Annotated in this window: 14 protein-coding genes and 1 pseudogene; 4 read left to right on the forward strand and 11 right to left on the reverse strand. The window is 56.1% G+C overall.

Annotated features, from left to right (window positions below; genetic code table 11):
- Positions 1–36: 36 nt before the first annotated feature.
- The 3 genes from RHM55_RS01440 to RHM55_RS01450 all read left to right on the forward strand — a co-directional run bounded on the left by RHM55_RS01440 (position 37) and on the right by RHM55_RS01450 (position 7,080).
- The gene (locus RHM55_RS01440) at positions 37–1,311 is read left to right on the forward strand and encodes a DegT/DnrJ/EryC1/StrS family aminotransferase (protein WP_322179174.1); all 1,275 of its coding nucleotides are present in this window, start codon (positions 37–39) and stop codon (positions 1,309–1,311) included.
- Positions 1,312–1,420: 109 nt separating this feature from the next.
- A complete protein-coding gene (locus RHM55_RS01445; protein WP_322179175.1) occupies positions 1,421–3,253 on the forward strand; it encodes an ABC transporter ATP-binding protein in 1,833 nt (610 codons plus the stop codon).
- Positions 3,254–3,372: 119 nt separating this feature from the next.
- Entirely contained in the window at positions 3,373–7,080 is a 3,708-nt protein-coding gene (locus tag RHM55_RS01450; protein ID WP_322179176.1) for a hypothetical protein, read from the forward strand.
- A gap of 287 nt (positions 7,081–7,367) precedes the next feature.
- On the opposite strand, the gene RHM55_RS01455 is transcribed toward RHM55_RS01450, so the two are convergent.
- Positions 7,368–7,634 carry a hypothetical protein gene (locus RHM55_RS01455; RefSeq protein ID WP_322179177.1) on the reverse strand — a complete coding sequence of 89 codons (267 nt, stop codon included), beginning with the start codon at positions 7,632–7,634 and terminating at the stop codon, positions 7,368–7,370.
- 380 nt (positions 7,635–8,014) lie between these two features.
- Here RHM55_RS01455 and RHM55_RS01460 point away from each other — a divergent pair, with 380 nt between their 5' ends.
- Complete coding sequence (locus RHM55_RS01460) at positions 8,015–9,340, forward strand: sigma-54 dependent transcriptional regulator (RefSeq protein WP_322179178.1); 1,326 nt, start codon at positions 8,015–8,017, stop codon at positions 9,338–9,340.
- Between the two features lie 70 nt (positions 9,341–9,410).
- Here the strand turns inward: RHM55_RS01460 and RHM55_RS01465 are convergent, their stop codons facing one another.
- From RHM55_RS01465 to RHM55_RS25775, 10 genes and pseudogenes are all read right to left on the reverse strand, one after another.
- A complete protein-coding gene (locus tag RHM55_RS01465; RefSeq protein ID WP_322179179.1) occupies positions 9,411–10,709 on the reverse strand; it encodes a hypothetical protein in 1,299 nt (432 codons plus the stop codon).
- Positions 10,710–10,754: 45 nt separating this feature from the next.
- A complete protein-coding gene (locus RHM55_RS01470; RefSeq protein ID WP_322179180.1) occupies positions 10,755–11,501 on the reverse strand; it encodes a hypothetical protein in 747 nt (248 codons plus the stop codon).
- 27 nt (positions 11,502–11,528) lie between these two features.
- Complete coding sequence (locus RHM55_RS01475; RefSeq protein WP_322179181.1) at positions 11,529–12,209, reverse strand: C39 family peptidase; 681 nt, start codon at positions 12,207–12,209, stop codon at positions 11,529–11,531.
- Positions 12,210–12,312: 103 nt separating this feature from the next.
- Entirely contained in the window at positions 12,313–13,281 is a 969-nt protein-coding gene (locus tag RHM55_RS01480) for a heme utilization protein (protein ID WP_322179182.1), read from the reverse strand.
- Positions 13,282–13,353: 72 nt separating this feature from the next.
- Complete coding sequence (locus RHM55_RS01485; protein WP_322179183.1) at positions 13,354–13,932, reverse strand: adhesin; 579 nt, start codon at positions 13,930–13,932, stop codon at positions 13,354–13,356.
- Between the two features lies 1 nt (position 13,933).
- Entirely contained in the window at positions 13,934–14,377 is a 444-nt protein-coding gene (locus RHM55_RS01490; protein WP_322179184.1) for a hypothetical protein, read from the reverse strand.
- Between the two features lie 332 nt (positions 14,378–14,709).
- On the reverse strand, positions 14,710–15,237 hold the full coding sequence (locus RHM55_RS01495; RefSeq protein ID WP_322179185.1) for an AAA family ATPase: 528 nt from the start codon (positions 15,235–15,237) through the stop codon (positions 14,710–14,712).
- On the reverse strand, positions 15,234–15,800 hold the full coding sequence (gene pnuC, locus RHM55_RS01500; protein WP_322179186.1) for a nicotinamide riboside transporter PnuC: 567 nt from the start codon (positions 15,798–15,800) through the stop codon (positions 15,234–15,236). The genes RHM55_RS01495 and pnuC overlap by 4 nt, the downstream gene beginning before the upstream one ends.
- 153 nt (positions 15,801–15,953) lie before the next feature.
- The gene (locus RHM55_RS25770) at positions 15,954–16,805 is read right to left on the reverse strand and encodes a methyl-accepting chemotaxis protein (protein WP_407074640.1); all 852 of its coding nucleotides are present in this window, start codon (positions 16,803–16,805) and stop codon (positions 15,954–15,956) included.
- 57 nt (positions 16,806–16,862) lie between these two features.
- Positions 16,863–17,588 (reverse strand): annotated as a pseudogene (locus tag RHM55_RS25775) (cache domain-containing protein); the annotation flags it as partial.
- Positions 17,589–17,684 lie beyond the last annotated feature (96 nt).

Consider the following 17,684-nt stretch of genomic DNA (forward strand, 5'->3'; position numbering starts at 1 on the left):
GACAAACCGAATTAACCCTGATTGACGGAGGCATCAATGTTGGAAAAACTAGCCATTTACGGCGGGACTAAGGTCTACGATGGGAATTGGCCCAATTGGCCGCAGAGCACTGAGAGCACGCAGCGTAATGTTAATGCCGTGCTGGGCAGCCATCGATGGTCCGTCAGTGGTCAATACCGTGGGCAGCCGTCTTGGGAAGAGCGTTTCGGACAGGAGTTTGCCGTTTACACCGGCGCCGGGTACTGCGTACCGTCCTCGACGGGCACCGCCAGCTTGAGCATGGCGTTGGAGGCCTGCGAGGTCGGGGCATACGACGAGGTGATCGTGCCAGGTGTGAGCTGGGTCACATCAGCGTCTGCGGTACTCGGGATCAATGCTATCCCCGTCTTAACCGACGTGGAGTCCAAGACCGGTTGCCTGGATCCAGTGGCAGTTGAGCACGCAATCACATCGCGTACGCGAGCGATAACTGTGGTACATCTTGGATCGGCTGTCGCCGACTTGGATCGCCTAGTGGCGATCGCCCAGGCGCACTCCATTCCATTGATCGAAGATTGCGCACAGGCACATGGCGCCCGATACGCCGGTCGGCATGTGGGTTGCTTCGGCGCGGCAGGTACTTTTTCGATGCAGCACAGCAAGCTGCTGACGAGCGGTGAGGGTGGGGCGGTGATTACTGACAACCCGGGTCTCGCACGTCGCCTGGAGCATCTACGCGCCGACGGCCGAACGCTCTCCGTGCAGCCGCCTGGAATGGACGAGATGGCGCTGGTCGAGAGCGCGGAGATCATGGGCAACAACCACTGCCTTTCGGAGTTTCATGCCGCCATCCTGGTGGCGCAACTGGAGGTATTGGACGAGCAGTTGGCACATAGGCGTCGGAATGCCGCCGTTTTGGACAGCTTTCTGGTTTCTCTTGGTTTCCTGCCACAGGCTACTGCCCCTCGGACCACGGAGCGGGCGTATTACACCTACGTAGTGCGATTGCCTCAGTCGATTGTCGAGACGCAGGGCGCTGAGCGATTCGCTGCGGCGCTGTCTGCGGAAATCGGGTTGCCCTGCAAGACGATGTACAGCGCCCTTAACCATAATCGTCTTTACAAGCCCTTCTCGCGAAACCGGTTCGAGCTGGGCAAGGTATTCACCGACGCGGTCGATCCATCCCTTTATCAATTGCCTATAGCGCAAGAGTTTTCCAGGTCTTGCATCGCTCTGCCTCACCGCATGCTGTTGGCCGATACGAGCGCGATGGAACATGTGGCTGCCGCTTTCGAAAAGGTAGCCAGGTTGATCGACAACCGGCGCACTTGAGCGGACGCGCAAGCGGCGCATTTATCGCATTGTCTTGGTATGTCAAAGCATCGCCCGCCATCCGGTAGGGCGTGTCGCATCAGTCGCGGACTGTCAGTGAGGCTATATTTTGCTCGGCTTCTTTGAAAAAATGCTCTACCCGTTCCCCGCCACCGAGCCATCGCCGCCGCCCCGGGGATTTTTCGCCTTTCTTTGGGCTTGCACTCAGGGCGTACGCGGCAAGATCGCCGCTATGGCGGTACTTACGATGATAATGTCCGCGTTAGATGTGCTGCTGATTGGCATGCTCGGACGCATCGTCGACTGGCTCAGCGTTCAGGTGCCGTCGCGCCTGTGGGCCGAGCGCGGCGAGACATTACTTTGGCTGGTCGCCGTAATGGTGGCCAGCATCGCAGTAGTGGCGCTGCAGACTGTTGTCAAGCATCAGACCCTCACGGTGAACCTGCCCATGCGACTGCGGTGGAACTTCCACAGGCTGATGCTGGGGCAGAGCATGGCCTTCTATCAGGATGAGTTCGCGGGTCGTATCACGGCCAAGGTGATGCAAACCTCACTTGCCGTGCGCGAAACCATTTTCGTGCTGGCCGACGTCATGGTCGCTATGAGTGTATACGTGACGACCATGATCATTCTGGTTGCCGTGCTCGATGCTCAATTGATATGGCCTTTCTTGATCTGGCTCGTCCTTTACGTCGCCGCGTTGTTCTATTTCGTGCCTCGCCTTGGCAAGTTAGGCAAGGAGCAGGCTGATGCGCGCGCGCTGTTGACGGGACGCGTGACCGACGCCTACACCAACATCGCCACTGTCAAACTGTTCTCGCACACGCAGCGCGAGGCAGGGTTCGCGCACGAGGCGATGCGCGAATTCATGCGCACTGGCTACGGCGAGATGCGGCTAGTGAGCGCCTTTGAGATTGTCAACCATCTCCTGAGCATTGGGCTCACGATTGGCACGACGGGTACCGCGTTGTGGCTGTGGTCGCAAGGTGCAGTGGGAGTGGGCGCCGTTGCCGCCGGCACCGCTATGGCGTTGCGGCTGCAGGGTATGTCGCAATGGCTCATGTGGGAGATGACCAGCCTGTTCGAGAACGTCGGCACAGTGCAGGACGGCATGGAGACGCTATCGATCCCACCTGCGGTTCTCGATGTACCTGACGCCGTCGCGCTAGTAGCAACGCGTGGGGAGGTATGCTTCGAACGAGTGAGCTTCCGCTACGCCGAAAACGGTCGACGCGTGATCGACTATCTGGACCTCACGGTCAGGCCTGGTGAAAAGATTGGTTTGGTTGGCCGATCGGGGGCAGGCAAGTCGACCCTATTAAACTTGCTGCTGCGATTCCACGATCTAGAAAGCGGTCGCATCCTGATCGACGGGCAGAACATCGCACACGCTACGCAGGATTCGTTGCGCAGCCAAATCGGCATAGTCACGCAGGACATCTCGCTGCTGCATCGGTCGGTAGCCGACAACATTTCCTACGGCAGACCCGATGCGACGCCGGCGCAGATCGAAGCGGCTGCCCGGCGCGCAGAGGCACACACGTTTATCCAAAATCTCGGCGATGCGGGCAAGCGCTGCGGTTACGAGGCGCATGTGGGCGAACGCGGCGTCAAGCTTTCGGGCGGGCAGCGTCAGCGTATCGGCATTGCGCGGGTGATGTTGAAGGACGCACCGATCCTGCTGCTCGACGAGGCGACTAGCGCACTTGATTCCGAAGTCGAAGCCGTAATCCAACAAAGCCTTTACCGGTTAATGGAAGGCAAGACCGTGATCGCGATCGCGCACCGGCTGTCCACCATCGCGGCGATGGACCGTTTGATCGTGCTTGATGAGGGGCATGTTATCGAACAGGGCGACCACACGACGCTGCTTGCGCAAGGAGGTCTTTACGCAAGGTTGTGGGCTCACCAGAGCGGTGGATTTTTGGAGGACCCCAAATGAAAGTGCGCGGCCCATTAACGACGCACCTGCACCGAAAGTGTAGCGAGGTTGATATATCCCAGTTGCTGGCCCGCCTCCGTGCTGCACCATCCCATTCATCGAATCTTGCGTGCTGAACCATGACTACTGACGAAGAACAGCTCTACGGACCAAAAGTGGATCGGCTCCTGCACATTAGGAAGATCGAATCCTTGGGTAATCTTGTCCTGCCCGTCTTTCCGATCACCCCATTGCCGACCACAGTGGCGGGCGGCGTGGTACAGGCGGATGACGCGGTATCGATCTACGTAGCCGCTTTGGAGGGGGCCTTTCCGCGGCTGACGCGAAGCGTGGAGGATGTCTGTGGGCCAGCGCCCTGGATCGTGCGTAGTGCAGGCAACGAGGATCTGGCGGATAACATCAATGCCGGCAGCTACGAGAGCCTGATCTGTCCCGACCCACAAGCGCTGATGCAGTGCATTGCCGCGGTCGCCATGAGTGGTTCGACCGAGCATGCACGACGGCAGCTTGCACTTTCGGGGCATTACGATCATGTCGAGGCCATTCCATGCTTCGTACAGCCACTGCTGAAGATCGATGTCTCCGATGATGTCGATTACGATCATTCGCCATATCTGGAAACGGAAGTTCTTGATCGCATGGAGGCTGTATGTAACGAGCTGATGCAGACGTTTGACTTCATAGCGATCGATTGCGAATGGGGCCTCGAGACGACACTTGGCTTCGTGTCCGTGACCACCGTCATGCCGAGAAACCCTCGGTTGATGAACGTCGCGCATACTATCGGCTTCGGTTTCGCCAGCGCTCAGAATACTGGCTCGCTAGCGACGACTTTGGTGTTGCGTCCGGCTTGCTCAGATCTTAGGCTTTGGCGCGGGCGCCATCTGCGCGCGACGACGGTGCGACGCTTGCATCTGCTGCAGGTGCGGCCAGCGTATCCTGATGATGCCTTTCGCGACCGTGATGTGTTGACCGATGTATGCCGTGAAACGTTGCTCGGGCGCTACGATGCAGTGGACGCCGGCTTGTTGATGCTGGGTGCACAATCCTCGGGCCGCGCATTGGTGGCACCGGATATCATGAGCGCTTGGCGCCGGTATCTTGCGCTCAGCGCACGGGAGCAGGCCGACGTCGCGGTGGTAATAGTGGACGAAGGCAGTGCGGAGGAGCACGCGGGTATCATGTTCCGTCAGCAGAAAATTACCTGCGTCAGGATGGACACTCGACGCATGCCAGCCGGAGCAGACTGTGTTGTATTTGACCGCGGCACCTGCATTCTCGGCGACTCGACGATGCTGCGATCCGTTCAGAGTGAGCGTTGCCGAGAGTTGGTGTTGCCCGACAACTGTGCTCTTGTCTTCACCGATGAGGTGCTGGCACCGGGCGGCGAGCTGACGCAAGACTGTATCGAGGTCCTTTCCCAGTTGCGTCATCTGCCGATTGCGAAAGAAGTCATGGAGCGGCTGTTCGCCTGCACAGAACAGCCGATGCCGACAAGGTGGATGCAGCGCGCCGACGGCGTAGTGGAGTCACACTCTCTGCTCGCGGCAATCTGGCGGTCACAGAATCCAGGGTATGCTGACGAATGCTGCACGCTCACTGAATTTTCGAGGCATTACAAACGTGCCGTTCAAGTGTCACAGGGTGAGTCGCAGCACGAACTACGCACACTATTTGCGCTGACTTCCGTGATACACACGTTGGTCGCGAGTGGTGACCTTCGAATCGTCATGGCATTGCTCGACTGTGAAGCGGCGACGTCTTGGGTACCGCCGCAAACGTTGCGCCGCTTGCTCGATTCGGCCGCCGTGCAACTGACGGCGCTTCGGCGCGACAACGCCGTGTTGGTTCTTGAAAGCGTGACCTTCGTCAGGATGGAATGTGCGCGACTGCCGGTTTATGCGCTGGACGACGCCGTCTCCTACCTTGACGCATTGGCGCACGATCTTGAAGACGGCTTGTTTGTCGAGGCGATGGTATCCGTACGCTCATTGGAGTTGCCGATCGCAAGCGGGATCCTGATTATGCGGCAGGCTCTCAATAATCCCTCGGTCCTTGAGCCGGTGGATGCATTCCGGCAGTCAGTAGCGTCGTTTAGAGGCATTGTGTCGGGTGGCGACGCGACGACGCGGCTTCCTCAACAACTTAACGATGCCTATCTAACGCTCCGGGGAGCGCTGTACGAGGCAGGTCTGGCTAACGTCGCTGAGCAGATCAGAGGATCGCTAGTCGAAACGTACGACGCCTCATTGAAAGGGCTGCTAGGGCGCGCGGTGGAGGAGGGCGACGCTAGCAGCTACCGTCGCTACCTCATGGTGATGCAATCGTGGATCGGATTTCTGAGCATGGGATCGCTGTCTGAGCGCGATGCTGCAGTGCTTCAGCGCTTTCAAATTTGGCTGCGTCAGTGGACTGGTGAAGCGATCCCGGAGTCATTCGAGATACAGGGCCGCAACTGGCGGTTCGAGTTTGACGCCATTGTGGTTTCCTGCGGGACGCAGCAGCGGTATGAAAATCCGCACGTTCTACACAATCTCCTCCACCAATACTCCCTAGCGGGACTACGGCTTGATACGCTGGGGCTACCACGACGCGTACAAGCGCTCGAACACTTCTGCTCGACGTTTAGTAGTCGCTCGACGAAGGTTCTGCGTTTCGAGCGAGAGTTGCTCGAGATCCAGATTCCGATGGGAACGCACAAGGCGAGCTACGTGTTCACGCCGCGGCAGATCTCGGTAGAGTGGACGGAGCCGCCTGATTGCCCCGGGGGCGAAATCGCGCGGATCCTGGCGTTTGAGGTATTCCTGGATCGATTTCGCACTTGGATGTTCCCCGCACTGACGGTCCGGCGCGAGCAAGTGCTGGGTACCTGGACACTGTTCATCCGCCTCAACGCGCAAGGATCAGATCCCTGGGATTACGAGGATCTCAGGCACTTTGTGGTCGCCACGCGTTTGCTATTCGACGCCTCTTACGATTTCTCGTATGTCGCCAACGAAGCTGTCGACGGCTTCGCCGAACGTTTCGATGGGCTGGAGTGGAAGGCGATACTCACCACGCTGGTACGGCATCGGGCGGTGATCGAGGACGCGTCGCAGTACGTTGCCTTGCACGCCCTGCCGATGTCGTCTACGGTCGCCGCGATAGCGCGCAGCCGACTCGTTCGTGGTCTGCTCTTGCGTTGTCTGCGCAGGGGGTTCGATTATTGCCGGGGCTTAATTGACGGGTATGCGCACTGGCTGAATGAGGAGTCCAAGGACGATGGGCTGTGGTCCGATCGCTATGAGTCGCTCCGGCAGGCGAGCCTCTTCGTGGCAGCTAAGTGGCCAAGAGAGGCGCTTTCTGAACTTGCCGGGCGGGGCGTCTTCAATGTCGGCGATGACCTGATCGCAGCCTGCCTGTTCAAACGCTCAGACCTGGCGGATGACCTCCGGCAAGTCGTGGCGGCAGGATCGTCAACGCTATCAGGAATGCAGGGGATGATCGTGCGGCATGCTCCCGAAATTGCTATGTCGGGCCGTGGCGCATTGCCCTTGGCTGCGCAACTGATCGGCACCGGAATTCGATTTCGCCGCGCGAAACATTTTTTAGTCGCTCGATTCGGCGATTGCCTTGATCAGGACATATTGGCGGGTCTACTACGAGACTTGGACGCGGTTCCGTGGGGACATACCGCCGACGCTGAGCAGGCCATCCAGACGCAGATATTGATACGCGGGCCTGTCTGTCGATTTGAGCTAGAAAAAGGCATCGATTGGACGACGTTGGATTCCTGGTCGACGCTTGTGCAGAGGCGTCCCGCCTCCTTGGGGCCGACCGAGTGTTGATTTACCGTGCGGACCCGAGACCCTGTGCCGAAATTCGTCTTGGTCTGAAATGGAGATTTCCGGCTTAGCGAATCGAGTTCTCGTTTGCAAGTTGGCCGTACCGTCGCGAATGACGGCAATGTCTTGCTTGTCTCATGTTTGCACTGCGGGTGGACCGTGGGAACGACTGCACCTTGCAGCCATTGATTCGACAATGTTCACACGCAACCTCACATAAGCCGGGATCGAAGACATTGCAGAACCTCCTACAGGGTTCTGCAGTGTTTTCGGAGACACGTTATTTCATGTTACTCAGGCATGGTCCAAGGCATCAGGCGGTAGCCTTCCTGACTGATTTCTGCCCGGGCTTGCTCCAGCAGACTTTCCAGTTGAACAGGGTCACTATAGGTGCTGCTTGGGATCTGTTTGCGCCCGATTCGGGTATTGGTGCGGTCGATGACGGTCAGGCTCAGCTCGCCGTTACCGTCTTGCGGTGCCCAAGCGACGCATTGAAAGGGTTCGAAGGCATGACCCGCGATCAAAAGAGCTTCGTTAAAGCGCAGTGGGGTGTTCATGAGCGTTTCTCTCCGTGCCCAAATAAATTCAATCGCCGCCGAGGGGTGGGCTTACCGTTCGGCTGGTTACTTGTACTGATGATGCAAGAGGTCAGATAAGTCACAATAGTCTGTCGATAATTTAATAATTCCCTACCAACGGTACCCCTTGCCGCTTGCGGCCTGCCGCGCATCGCCGACGACTGTGTGGAGCAAAGTCAGTGCGCATAATTAGTAGACTGAATAATTGAATGAACCACCTGATTTTTTTAGTTCTTTTTGGAATGACGCTTATAGTTAAACGGTACAAGCGTGTGTCAAATTTTTGCTAATGTAACAGCCAGCTTTGCCAACTTACTGTTTATAAAACGATTTCTAAATATTGGCGCCAAGGAACCTCTATGCATGAATCGGCTCCACTACGTCGCCTATTGGTCGTCGACCCTTGCGATGATTGCCATCGTTTGATTCCCGCACTCCGTGAGGCTGGCTGGGACGTGCACAGCAGTACCCTTGAGTTAGCCGCAGAGCAAACCTGCGACGTTGGTTTGATCCGTCTGATGCCTTACCACGTTGAACACCCTGAAGCAGTCAAGGAGTTGATCAGCCGCAGTAATACTGAATGGATTGCGGTGCTCAGTCCCGATGAGTTACGTCTGCAAAAGGTGGGTGATTTTGTTTGTGAGTGGTTTTTCGACTTCCATACCCTGCCGTTCGATGTTTCAAGGGTGCAAGTAACCCTCGGCCGCGCGTATGGCATGGCGAGACTTCGCGGGCAGGGAGCGGCCCATGTCCATGAGCCTGAACATGAGCTGTTGGGCGAAAGCCGCCCGATTCGTGAATTACGCAAGTTATTGAGCAAGCTGGCGCCGACCGAGTCTCCAGTTCTGATTCGGGGGGAGAGTGGCACCGGCAAAGAACTGGTAGCCCGGACCTTGCACCAGCAGTCCCAACGCAAAGGCAAGCCGTTCGTTGCGATCAACTGCGGCGCCATTCCTGAACATTTGATTCAGTCCGAGCTGTTCGGTCATGAGAAAGGCGCTTTTACGGGCGCCCATCAGCGCAAGATCGGACGAATCGAAGCCGCCAATGGCGGGACTCTGTTCCTTGATGAGATCGGCGACCTGCCACTGGAATTACAGGCCAATCTGCTGCGGTTTCTCCAGGAAAAACATATCGAGAGAGTCGGCGGGCGTGATCCGATCGCCGTTGACGTTCGTGTGTTGGCCGCCACCCACGTCGACCTTGAAGCGGCTATTCGCCAAGGGCGGTTTCGTGAAGATCTGTATTACCGCCTGAATGTCTTGCAAGTGGTCACCGCACCTTTGCGTGAGCGGTACGGAGATCTGGCGATGTTGGCCAATCATTTCGCCCACGTCTACAGTCAGGAAACCGGCCGTCGCCCACGTAGTTTCAGTCAGGATGCGCTGGTCGCGATGGGCAAGCATGACTGGCCCGGTAACGTTCGCGAGTTGGCTAATCGGGTACGGCGTGGCTTGGTATTGGCCGAGGGGCGACAAATCGAGGCCGCCGACCTGGGGCTGGTCGGCAACCAGGAGGTCACTGCCGCCATGGGCACCCTTGATGATTATAAGTCCCGTGCGGAGCGTCAGGCATTGTGTGATGTGTTGACTCGTCACAGCGATAACCTGAGTGTTGCCGCCAAAGTATTGGGTGTGTCGCGGCCGACTTTTTACAGATTGCTGCACAAACATCAGATTCGCTGATGTGTTCAACTCCCTCCTAAAAAACCCGCGATCATCGCGGGTTTTTTAGTTGAGGCGGCGGACAAAGGGATCAGAAGTAGTACGGGAATTTCAGGCTGAAGGTAAAGTTCGGCGCATCGTTGGTCAGGCCAATGGAAAGATTGGGCACGATGGTCAGTTTGTCTGATACAGCCATGGTCATGCCAATGTTGAAGTACCCCGCATTGGCATCACTGTTGCTGACTGTTTGCCATCCCTGGCCTTGCTGCTGGATCTTGCTTTTCATCGCGATGAGATCAGACACCGAAAACGACATGCTCATTTTCTCGTTCAGGGCGAAGGCAATACCGGCCCCCACTTGGAACGTATCGCCCAGTTTGACGTTGCCTGGGACCTTAGTGCCTTGAGTGGGGCTGATATCGCCGAATGACTCTTCCATGTTGTAGGTATAAGCGATGCTGCCGAACAGGACCGCAGGGTCGATGGTTTTGATCAGAGAGAGGCCCGGTGTCAATGACCATACGCCATTGCCGGTTGGTAGACTTTCAGGTGTCGAGAGGTTGTCGTTCTGACTGGACGTATGCAACTTGATGCCATAGGGCTCTTTGCCGGTAGGCGCCTTTAGACGCAGGGTAAAGATCGCATCCGGCGTGTCGGCGGTTTCATCAAGAAACTTATAGGCGATCCCGGCGTTGATATCACCCAAGGTCGGATCACGTTTTTCGCTGACTTCGGATATCTGACTTGTCGAGTTGCCAGCACCGGATGAAGAGTAGGTGGTATCCCGGTAAATAACGGGTACGTTGAGATCGACTTGCCAACGCTGGTCGAAGTTGTAGCGTCCGGTCAAGTCCAGGGTCCAGTTGTCGGCCTTGATCTTGTCGATACCGATATTGCCCAGAAAAATCGAATCCAGTGCCAGAAAACCATTAAGGATCAGTTGATTAGTGTCGTAGTGGGCATAGGTTATGCCGGTTTCCAGGCTGAACTTACCCCCACCAAAAAAACCGCTGGCTTCGTCGTACAGGTTGCTCACGCTTTGTGCCGGTTGCGAGTCATCTTTAAGTGCCTGACCGTAAGAGCTGCCTGTCCCCGTCGCACGGCCATCGCTGCTGGCAACGGCAACACCGCTGCCCTTATTTGCAGGATTTGCAGGGGTCGCCGGCGAGCGCACCAGTCGTTTGGGCTGAGGCGTCGCTGGCTGATCTTCAACTTGGCGGACCCGCTGTTCAAGCACCATCAGTGCCTTTTGTTGCACATCGTAGCGTTGTTTCAACTCAAGAAGTTCTTGCTTCAATGTCTCGACATCAGTGTCTGCTGCCTGGGTAAATGTCGCGGGCAACAGCGCACTCAAACAAACAACCGCGCGAAACGAGAACGAACGATACATAAGAGTAGCCATCCCTGTGAGCTGTTTTATGAATCAGAGCGTAGATCAATAACCCGCAGACCGGAGGTTCTTTAATTGATCCAGATTACAATTCAGCGTACCAGTGGAGGGTAAGTCGTTGCGTAGCACAATATTCAATTGCGTCAAGTTTTGAACTTGATTACTCGTCCCTATTAGATTGGTCGCCTGCAGAACACCGCCTGCGGCAATACGTTGCATCGAGTCGCCCTGGTTATTGCCGGCCTGAATGGCCAATTGCACGCCACCATTGCTGGACGAAATCGTCAGGTTGCCAGCGCGGTTGGCCTCCGTGATCGTTGCGCCGCTGGTCAATACCTGACCCTGGTTTGCGGTTAGAGCTGGCGCCAGGCCGTTCTGCTGGACGTTGATAGCAACGTTGTTACTGGCACTGTTACCGTCGCCAGCAGTGCGTGTACTTTGCGTCACGCCCTGATTAGCGGTGAGTCCTCCACCCCCAGTGATTGAGCCGGTACCGTCAGTAGACGTTGACCCATTCCCCTTTTGGTTGATGAGTGACACATAAAATTGCGGCTTTATCGTGTTTTGTTGCATGTGCAGTGTGGTTTGTGCGCCGAGTACATCGCCCGCGGCATTTTGCCAAGTACTGGTCATGGTCATGCCGAAATAAACAATGCGGTCCGGCATCACATAACGACCGCGTAACTGGGCCAATTCTTGATCCTTGAGTTCTATGGGCTTTAAGACCGACGTGGCATACGTCGGCAGGCTAGCAACCATGCAGGCAGCAGCCAGCCAGTGGTGGATTTTCATGTGCGGCTCCCTTTTGCCCTTTTATTATTAGAAGAAATCACTTTGCAAAAAGCCAAACTCCATTAACTCCGCATCCTTGACCGGGTTAAAGGTATCCACGCGACCTCTGGCAGTTAATGGCAACGGCGGATCCAGCAGGGCATTATGTTTGTCATACCCAGGCCCGATGATCGCGAAAATGATGCCGTTCCAGCCTTTGGTGAAGTCTTCACGGGAATAGCGTTTGTGGCCGAGCACGGGATCACCGATGTACACCCAATTCTTCTCAGTCTTTTGCAGCACGACGAAATGCTTATAGCCGCGAATGTCCATCAGCACCACGACCGGAATGGTCAGGCGGTCCAGGCTTTCCGAAGGAATTCGGTAGCCACGGGCACGCATGCCGATGCTTTCGACGTAGCGTTTCATATCGAGCATGGAGAAACCCTGTGTACGCACAAGGTCCTGGTCCGCAGTGAGCAGCATGCCTTCGATAAGCTGGTTCTCGGTCACGTCCAGCCAGTAGGCCTGACGCAACACTGTCGCCAGCGCGGCAGCGCCACAGCTGAAGTCAGTTTTTTGTTCCACCAGATCGCTAAAACGCCGTTCGCGCATGCTCTGAACGTGCTTGTAGACTAGATTGGCACCCGGCAAACCGGGAACCGCCATTTGACCTGCTTGTGACAGGCCGGCAATCAATAACAGGCAGAAGAGGGCGATACTGCGCATGATCATTACGCCTTGGACGTTTGAGTCTCTTTAGCAAAGTAAGACTTCCAACAACGCTTGGGAAAAGGGGTTCTCTTGCGAGAACCCCTGATTACCGTCGCGCTTACATGCAGGCTTTGCAGCCTGCGGCGATGGACAGCGAGTTGCTTTGTTGGTTGCCGATGCCCGAGGAAACGTTGGCGCCGACGTTACCCGACACATTGTTCAGCGAGTTGCTCAGGGTCGCGCTGTTGGTCACAGGGTTTGCCCAACCGGTAGGGGTCAACACCTGATAAGTCGCTACGCCGCTCAACTCCACAGTGCCACTTTCAGTGAAGGCCAATTTGTTTTTGTCATTGTTACTGCGGCTGTCATTGTGGCCCCAACCACCACCATGGCTGTCGTTGTCGTACACGTAGCCTTCCCCTGTACCTTTATAGCTGCCTTTCACATCGACAGTGGATTTGAGGGTGGTTTTTTCATAACTACGATCAGCATAGTTATTAACCGAGGTGCCGCTAGAAGTTTGGTTGGCCGACGCCGAAGCTGTTGCCACCCGACCACCGGACACTGCAATCGCCAGATTGTTTTTCTGTTGGTTGTAGTCGCCAGACGTCACGTTGATACCAATGTTGCCGGAGCTGCCATTGGCCGAGTTCGAGAGGGTGGTGGTGGTCTGGGTGGAGTAGTTGGCAGCAGTGTTACCACTGTTGGTCTGGGTGGCACTGGATGCAGAGATCGCGCTACCGAAAATGAAAGTTTGATCGGCCGTGGCGATGGCGGCAGCGTTATCCTGTTGGTTAGCGTCGCCGCCCGCAACGTTAATCCCCAAATTGCCATTGGCGTTGGAACCCGAGCTATCGACCGTGGCACTGTTACGAGTGCCTTGGTTGAGGGTCGTGTTGTCATGGCTGCTTTGTGAATCCATCACCGTTGCGGCAGAGCCTGCATTGATCAGAAGCCCGAGCAGGGGGCTAGGATCATTGTTGTCATGGCCGTTGTTGTTGCCACCGCGCCCGTCGGCTTGTGCTGCTACAGCCATGATTGCTGCCAGTGCGAAGACCAGAGGCTTGATTGCCATTGTAGGTTTCATGGTGTTTCTCCATTCTTATGGGATTGCTAAGTGTTGGAACGTTGTATTGCTGTATTGCTGTATTGCTTTGGGTCAGTTGGAGACCCTTACGCTCAGGGTGTTGACCGATTGGTTCCCCACCCCAGCGCTCTGGTTCAACTGAACAACCCCTCGACTACCGGTGAAGGCCTGATCGCTGGTAGCGACCTGGCGGTTGCCAGGGGAGTGCTCGGTTGTGCCGGAGCCTTGCAACAGCGCCACGTTTTGCTGTGACAGGACGCTGTCGTCGATGCTTTGCGCCTGGGCACTGATGCTCAGGCGCACTGCGTTAATTTGTTGGTTATTGGCGCCGGAAGACTGGTTGACCCCCAGGATCCCGCTGCCATTGCTGAAGGCGTTGCCTTCGATGGCTGATCGCGGGTTTCGTAGCGGATCGATCCGGGTATTGAGTTGTTGATGATATTGGCCAGTGGCCTGTGCTTCAGTGCCAATGGCGATGGCCCGACCGTTGATTTGTTGCTGTTGATCGCCAGCGGCCTGGTTTACGGAAAAGTTGCCTTGATAATTCTGCCCAACACTGCCGATGACCGCCTGATCAACCACCGGGGCGTTCGAGTCGGCCAAAACCGCACAAGAGCAGAACATGGCTACTATGAGGAATGAGCGGGTCATCTCAGTGGTCTCCCGTCATCATGCGCAATGGAGCAAGACCTTGCTGGACGGCACCGGTGACCTGACCGCCTATACCGCTGGTGGCACCGCCTGAATGACCGGCACCCAAGCCTGCGGTTACCCCTCGATCGACAGTATTCAAGCCGCGGAGGGTGCCGTTGGGCATAAGCATGTGATTGATAGTTGCGCCGCTGGTGACAGTGGCGAAGTCACCGTCTGACAACTCACCATTGTTCAGTGCCCCCGTGACCCGGCTGGAAACGTTAGTGTTAACCGTGGTGGGATTCGGGTCTGGACGCATCAGTGAGCGGGTGGCGACGTGGGGCTGAACTGTGCGCTCCAGAACAATAACGCCATCGCCTGCATGTGCTGAAGGAATAAGGGACGCGCCGCTGACGCACCCGATGAATACGAGGCCAAACATGCCCTTTTCTAAACGCCCCATGACTGTTCTTCCTTAGTTGATGCGCTGGCCCTAATCAGCGATGCAAGAAAGAGAGCAGGAGCTGTGCCGCTTTTAATAGTGTTAGATAAATCAAAGGGTTGAGCGTGATAGCTCAAAGACTTTCAATGTCAGTGTAATGATTGTGAAACAGATTCAATTGGATAGAAGAAGCTGTGCATGAGGGCTTGAAGGCGATTACTCTCGTTGCCTGTTGTATCAGCGGCTTAACAGATTTATCGTTAAATCGCTGAACCGCTCTGGCTCGGGCTTTTAACGTGAGCGGGGTGTTTCATAAATGGACAATCAATACGGCGTATTGATCCTGGCGTAGCTTATTGCACCCTCAATAAGGCACTAACGGCGGCAAATACCTGTTCGCGCCGACTGTTCTGCTCGCCATTGATTACGCAGTACGGTTGTTGATTGAGATTCAGCCAATGCTGGCTGGCTGCAAAAAACGCCTGGCGTTCACTCAAGGTCGGCTGGCAGCGCTGACCGTCGCTGATCCAGTCGACTCCTTCTGGCGCCAATAGCACGTGTAAATCGTAATGGCGGGCTAATAGCTGTTGTTCGACCCAGCCAGGGCAATCGCCGAATAAAGTTTTGCTCCAGAGCATATTGCTCAGCAGATGGGTGTCGAGAATAAGCAACTCAGGCTGCCTCGCTCGAGCAGCGTCTTCCCAAGCCAACTGACCTTCTGCAATGCGCTGGATATCGGCGTAGCAAGTATCCCGGGCCTGTTGCTCGATGAAGTAGCGAACATATTCACCCACCCATTCACCGCCGAAGCTGGCTTGTATCTGGGCCGCGAACCAGCTTTTGCCACTGGACTCAGGTCCCGTCAGCACCAGCACTTTCATCGGGCTGCCACAGCCTGATGATTGCGCCATTCGCGCCAGCCCAGTAAGGCGATCAGCATAAATAGCGCATACAGTGCCGCAGTGAGGTACAGGCTCTTATAAAGGAACAGGCCAACGAAAATCACATCCAGCACCATCCACAGAGGCCAGCACTGGATGCGTTTTTGCGCCATCCATACCTGGGCCACCAAACTGAAACCGGTCAGCGCGGCGTCCAGCCAGGGTTGTGCTGCGTCGGTAAAGTGGGCCATTGCAGCGCCTAACGCCAGGCTGAGCAACGCGCCCAGTGCCAGACTGAACAACAGCGGACCGGTTCCCAGATACGTGATGACGCGACCCTGTTGCACTTCGCTTCGCCGGGTCCATTGCCACCAACCGTAAAGCTGCAACACGGCATAGATCATTTGCAAAAGCATGTCCGAGTACAGCTTCACCTCGAAGAAAACCCAAGAATAAAGCAGCACCATGACCAGGCCGATGGGCCAGCCCCAGGCATTCTGTTTCACTGTCAGCCAGACGGCGATCACGCCTAGTGCAGCCGCGAACAGTTCAAGCCCGGACATGACTACTCCTTAGGGGGCAACGAGTGGGAATCGGAGGGCGATTGTAAGCGGATAAGCGCAAGGCAAGGGGGATGGTTGTACAACAACGGGTGTGAGGGGGTGTGAGGCAGGGCACTTATAACAAGTGCCCTCATACATCCTGTGAGATAAGGTCTATACCCGGAACTGCCCCAGCAATCGATTCAACTGATTGCTCAGGTCCCGCAGGTGCACACTGGCTTCGCTGGAACGTTCCGCAGCGTAGGTGGTGTTCTGTGACAGACCAGCCGCCTGAGTGACGTTTTGATTGATGTCCTCGACCACGTGCGCCTGTTGTAGGGTCGCGCTGGCGATCGAGGCGTTCAGGCCATTGAGGTTGCGCAATGCCTGAGCGATCGAGTTCAGGCTTTCACCAGCCTGGCTGGCTTGCTCGATGGTTAACTGCGAAGCGTGACTGCTGTCGCCGATGACTTTGACTGCCGCATCGGAATGGTGTTGGAGGCGCTCAATCATCGACTGAATTTCAGCCGTCGATTTTTGCGTGCGTTGTGCCAACAGGCGCACCTCATCGGCTACCACAGCAAAGCCGCGCCCTTGTTCGCCGGCGCGGGCGGCTTCAATGGCAGCATTCAACGCCAGCAGGTTGGTCTGGTCGGCGATAGAACGAATCACCTCCAGGACACTGCCGATCTGTGTGCTTTCTGCCGCGAGGGTTTGAATAACGGTCACCGCCTGGGTGATGGTGCTAGACAATTGATCGATCTGGCGCAGGCTGCTGTCGATATTGATCTGCCCTTGTTTGGCCTGGGCTTCGGCGTCGCGCATTTCGCTGGCGGCCTGTTCGGCGTTTTTCGCGACATCCTGTACGCCATAGGTCACTTCATTGATGGCCGTGGCCACCAATTCCATTTGTTGCGACTGTTGCTGACTGTGAGATTGAGCCTGGCTTGCATTGCTGCCCAGTTCAGTAGCTGCCTGGCCCAATGCCGCAGCAGCTTCCAGCAATTGGCGAACGACCGTATGCATTTTTGTGGTGAAGGCGTTGAAGTGGGTCGCGAGCTGCGTGACTTCGTCATGACCGTGAGTATCCAGACTCCGCGTCAGATCACTTTCACCACTGGCGATGTTGGCCATGGCGTCGACGGCATCCTGTAATGGCCGGACAATGCTTCGGGAAATCATGACCACCAGCAGCGCCATGACCAGTGCAATGCTCAGGCCAGCTATGGATGCTTTCCATACTTGGCCGTAGAACTCGGCCTGCATATCGTCGATGTATACGCCGGAACCGAGTATCCAGCCCCAAGGCTCGAACAATTTCACGTAAGAGGTTTTCTCCACGGGTTCGCTGGAGCCAGGTTTCGGCCAGCGATAGCCGATGTGACCTGCACCTTTGGTTTTGGCGACAGTCACCATCTCGTTAAATAGAGCAATGCCATCCGGATCTTTGATGCCAGACAGGTCCTGGCCCTCAAGCTTCTGATTGACCGGGTGCATGATCATCACCGGTCGCAGATCGTTGATCCAAAAATATTCGTTCTGGTTGTAACGCAACCCGCGTACCGCAGCCTGGGCTTGTTGCTGAGCTTGTTCACGAGTGAGCTTGCCGGAGGTTTCCTGGTCGTGGAAGTACGAGAGGATGCCACCGGCGGCCTCTACAATCTGCTGGGTTTTTTCCGCTTTGGCGGCATACAGGTCAGTGTGGATCTGCTTGAGCATCAAAGCCCCAAGCGTCAACAGCATCAGCACAGAGACCACTAGGATCAGCCACAACCGACGGCTGATCGACAAACTGCGCAAGCTATTCATGAAACTCCACTCCTTCAAATATTGTTCTTTTTTTGCCGTGCAGCCGGATCAAAGTATGCACCACACGGGTCACGCTAGAGCGTTAATTCATCATGT

This window comes from Pseudomonas sp. MH9.2 (assembly GCF_034353875.1).
Lineage (GTDB): Bacteria > Pseudomonadota > Gammaproteobacteria > Pseudomonadales > Pseudomonadaceae > Aquipseudomonas.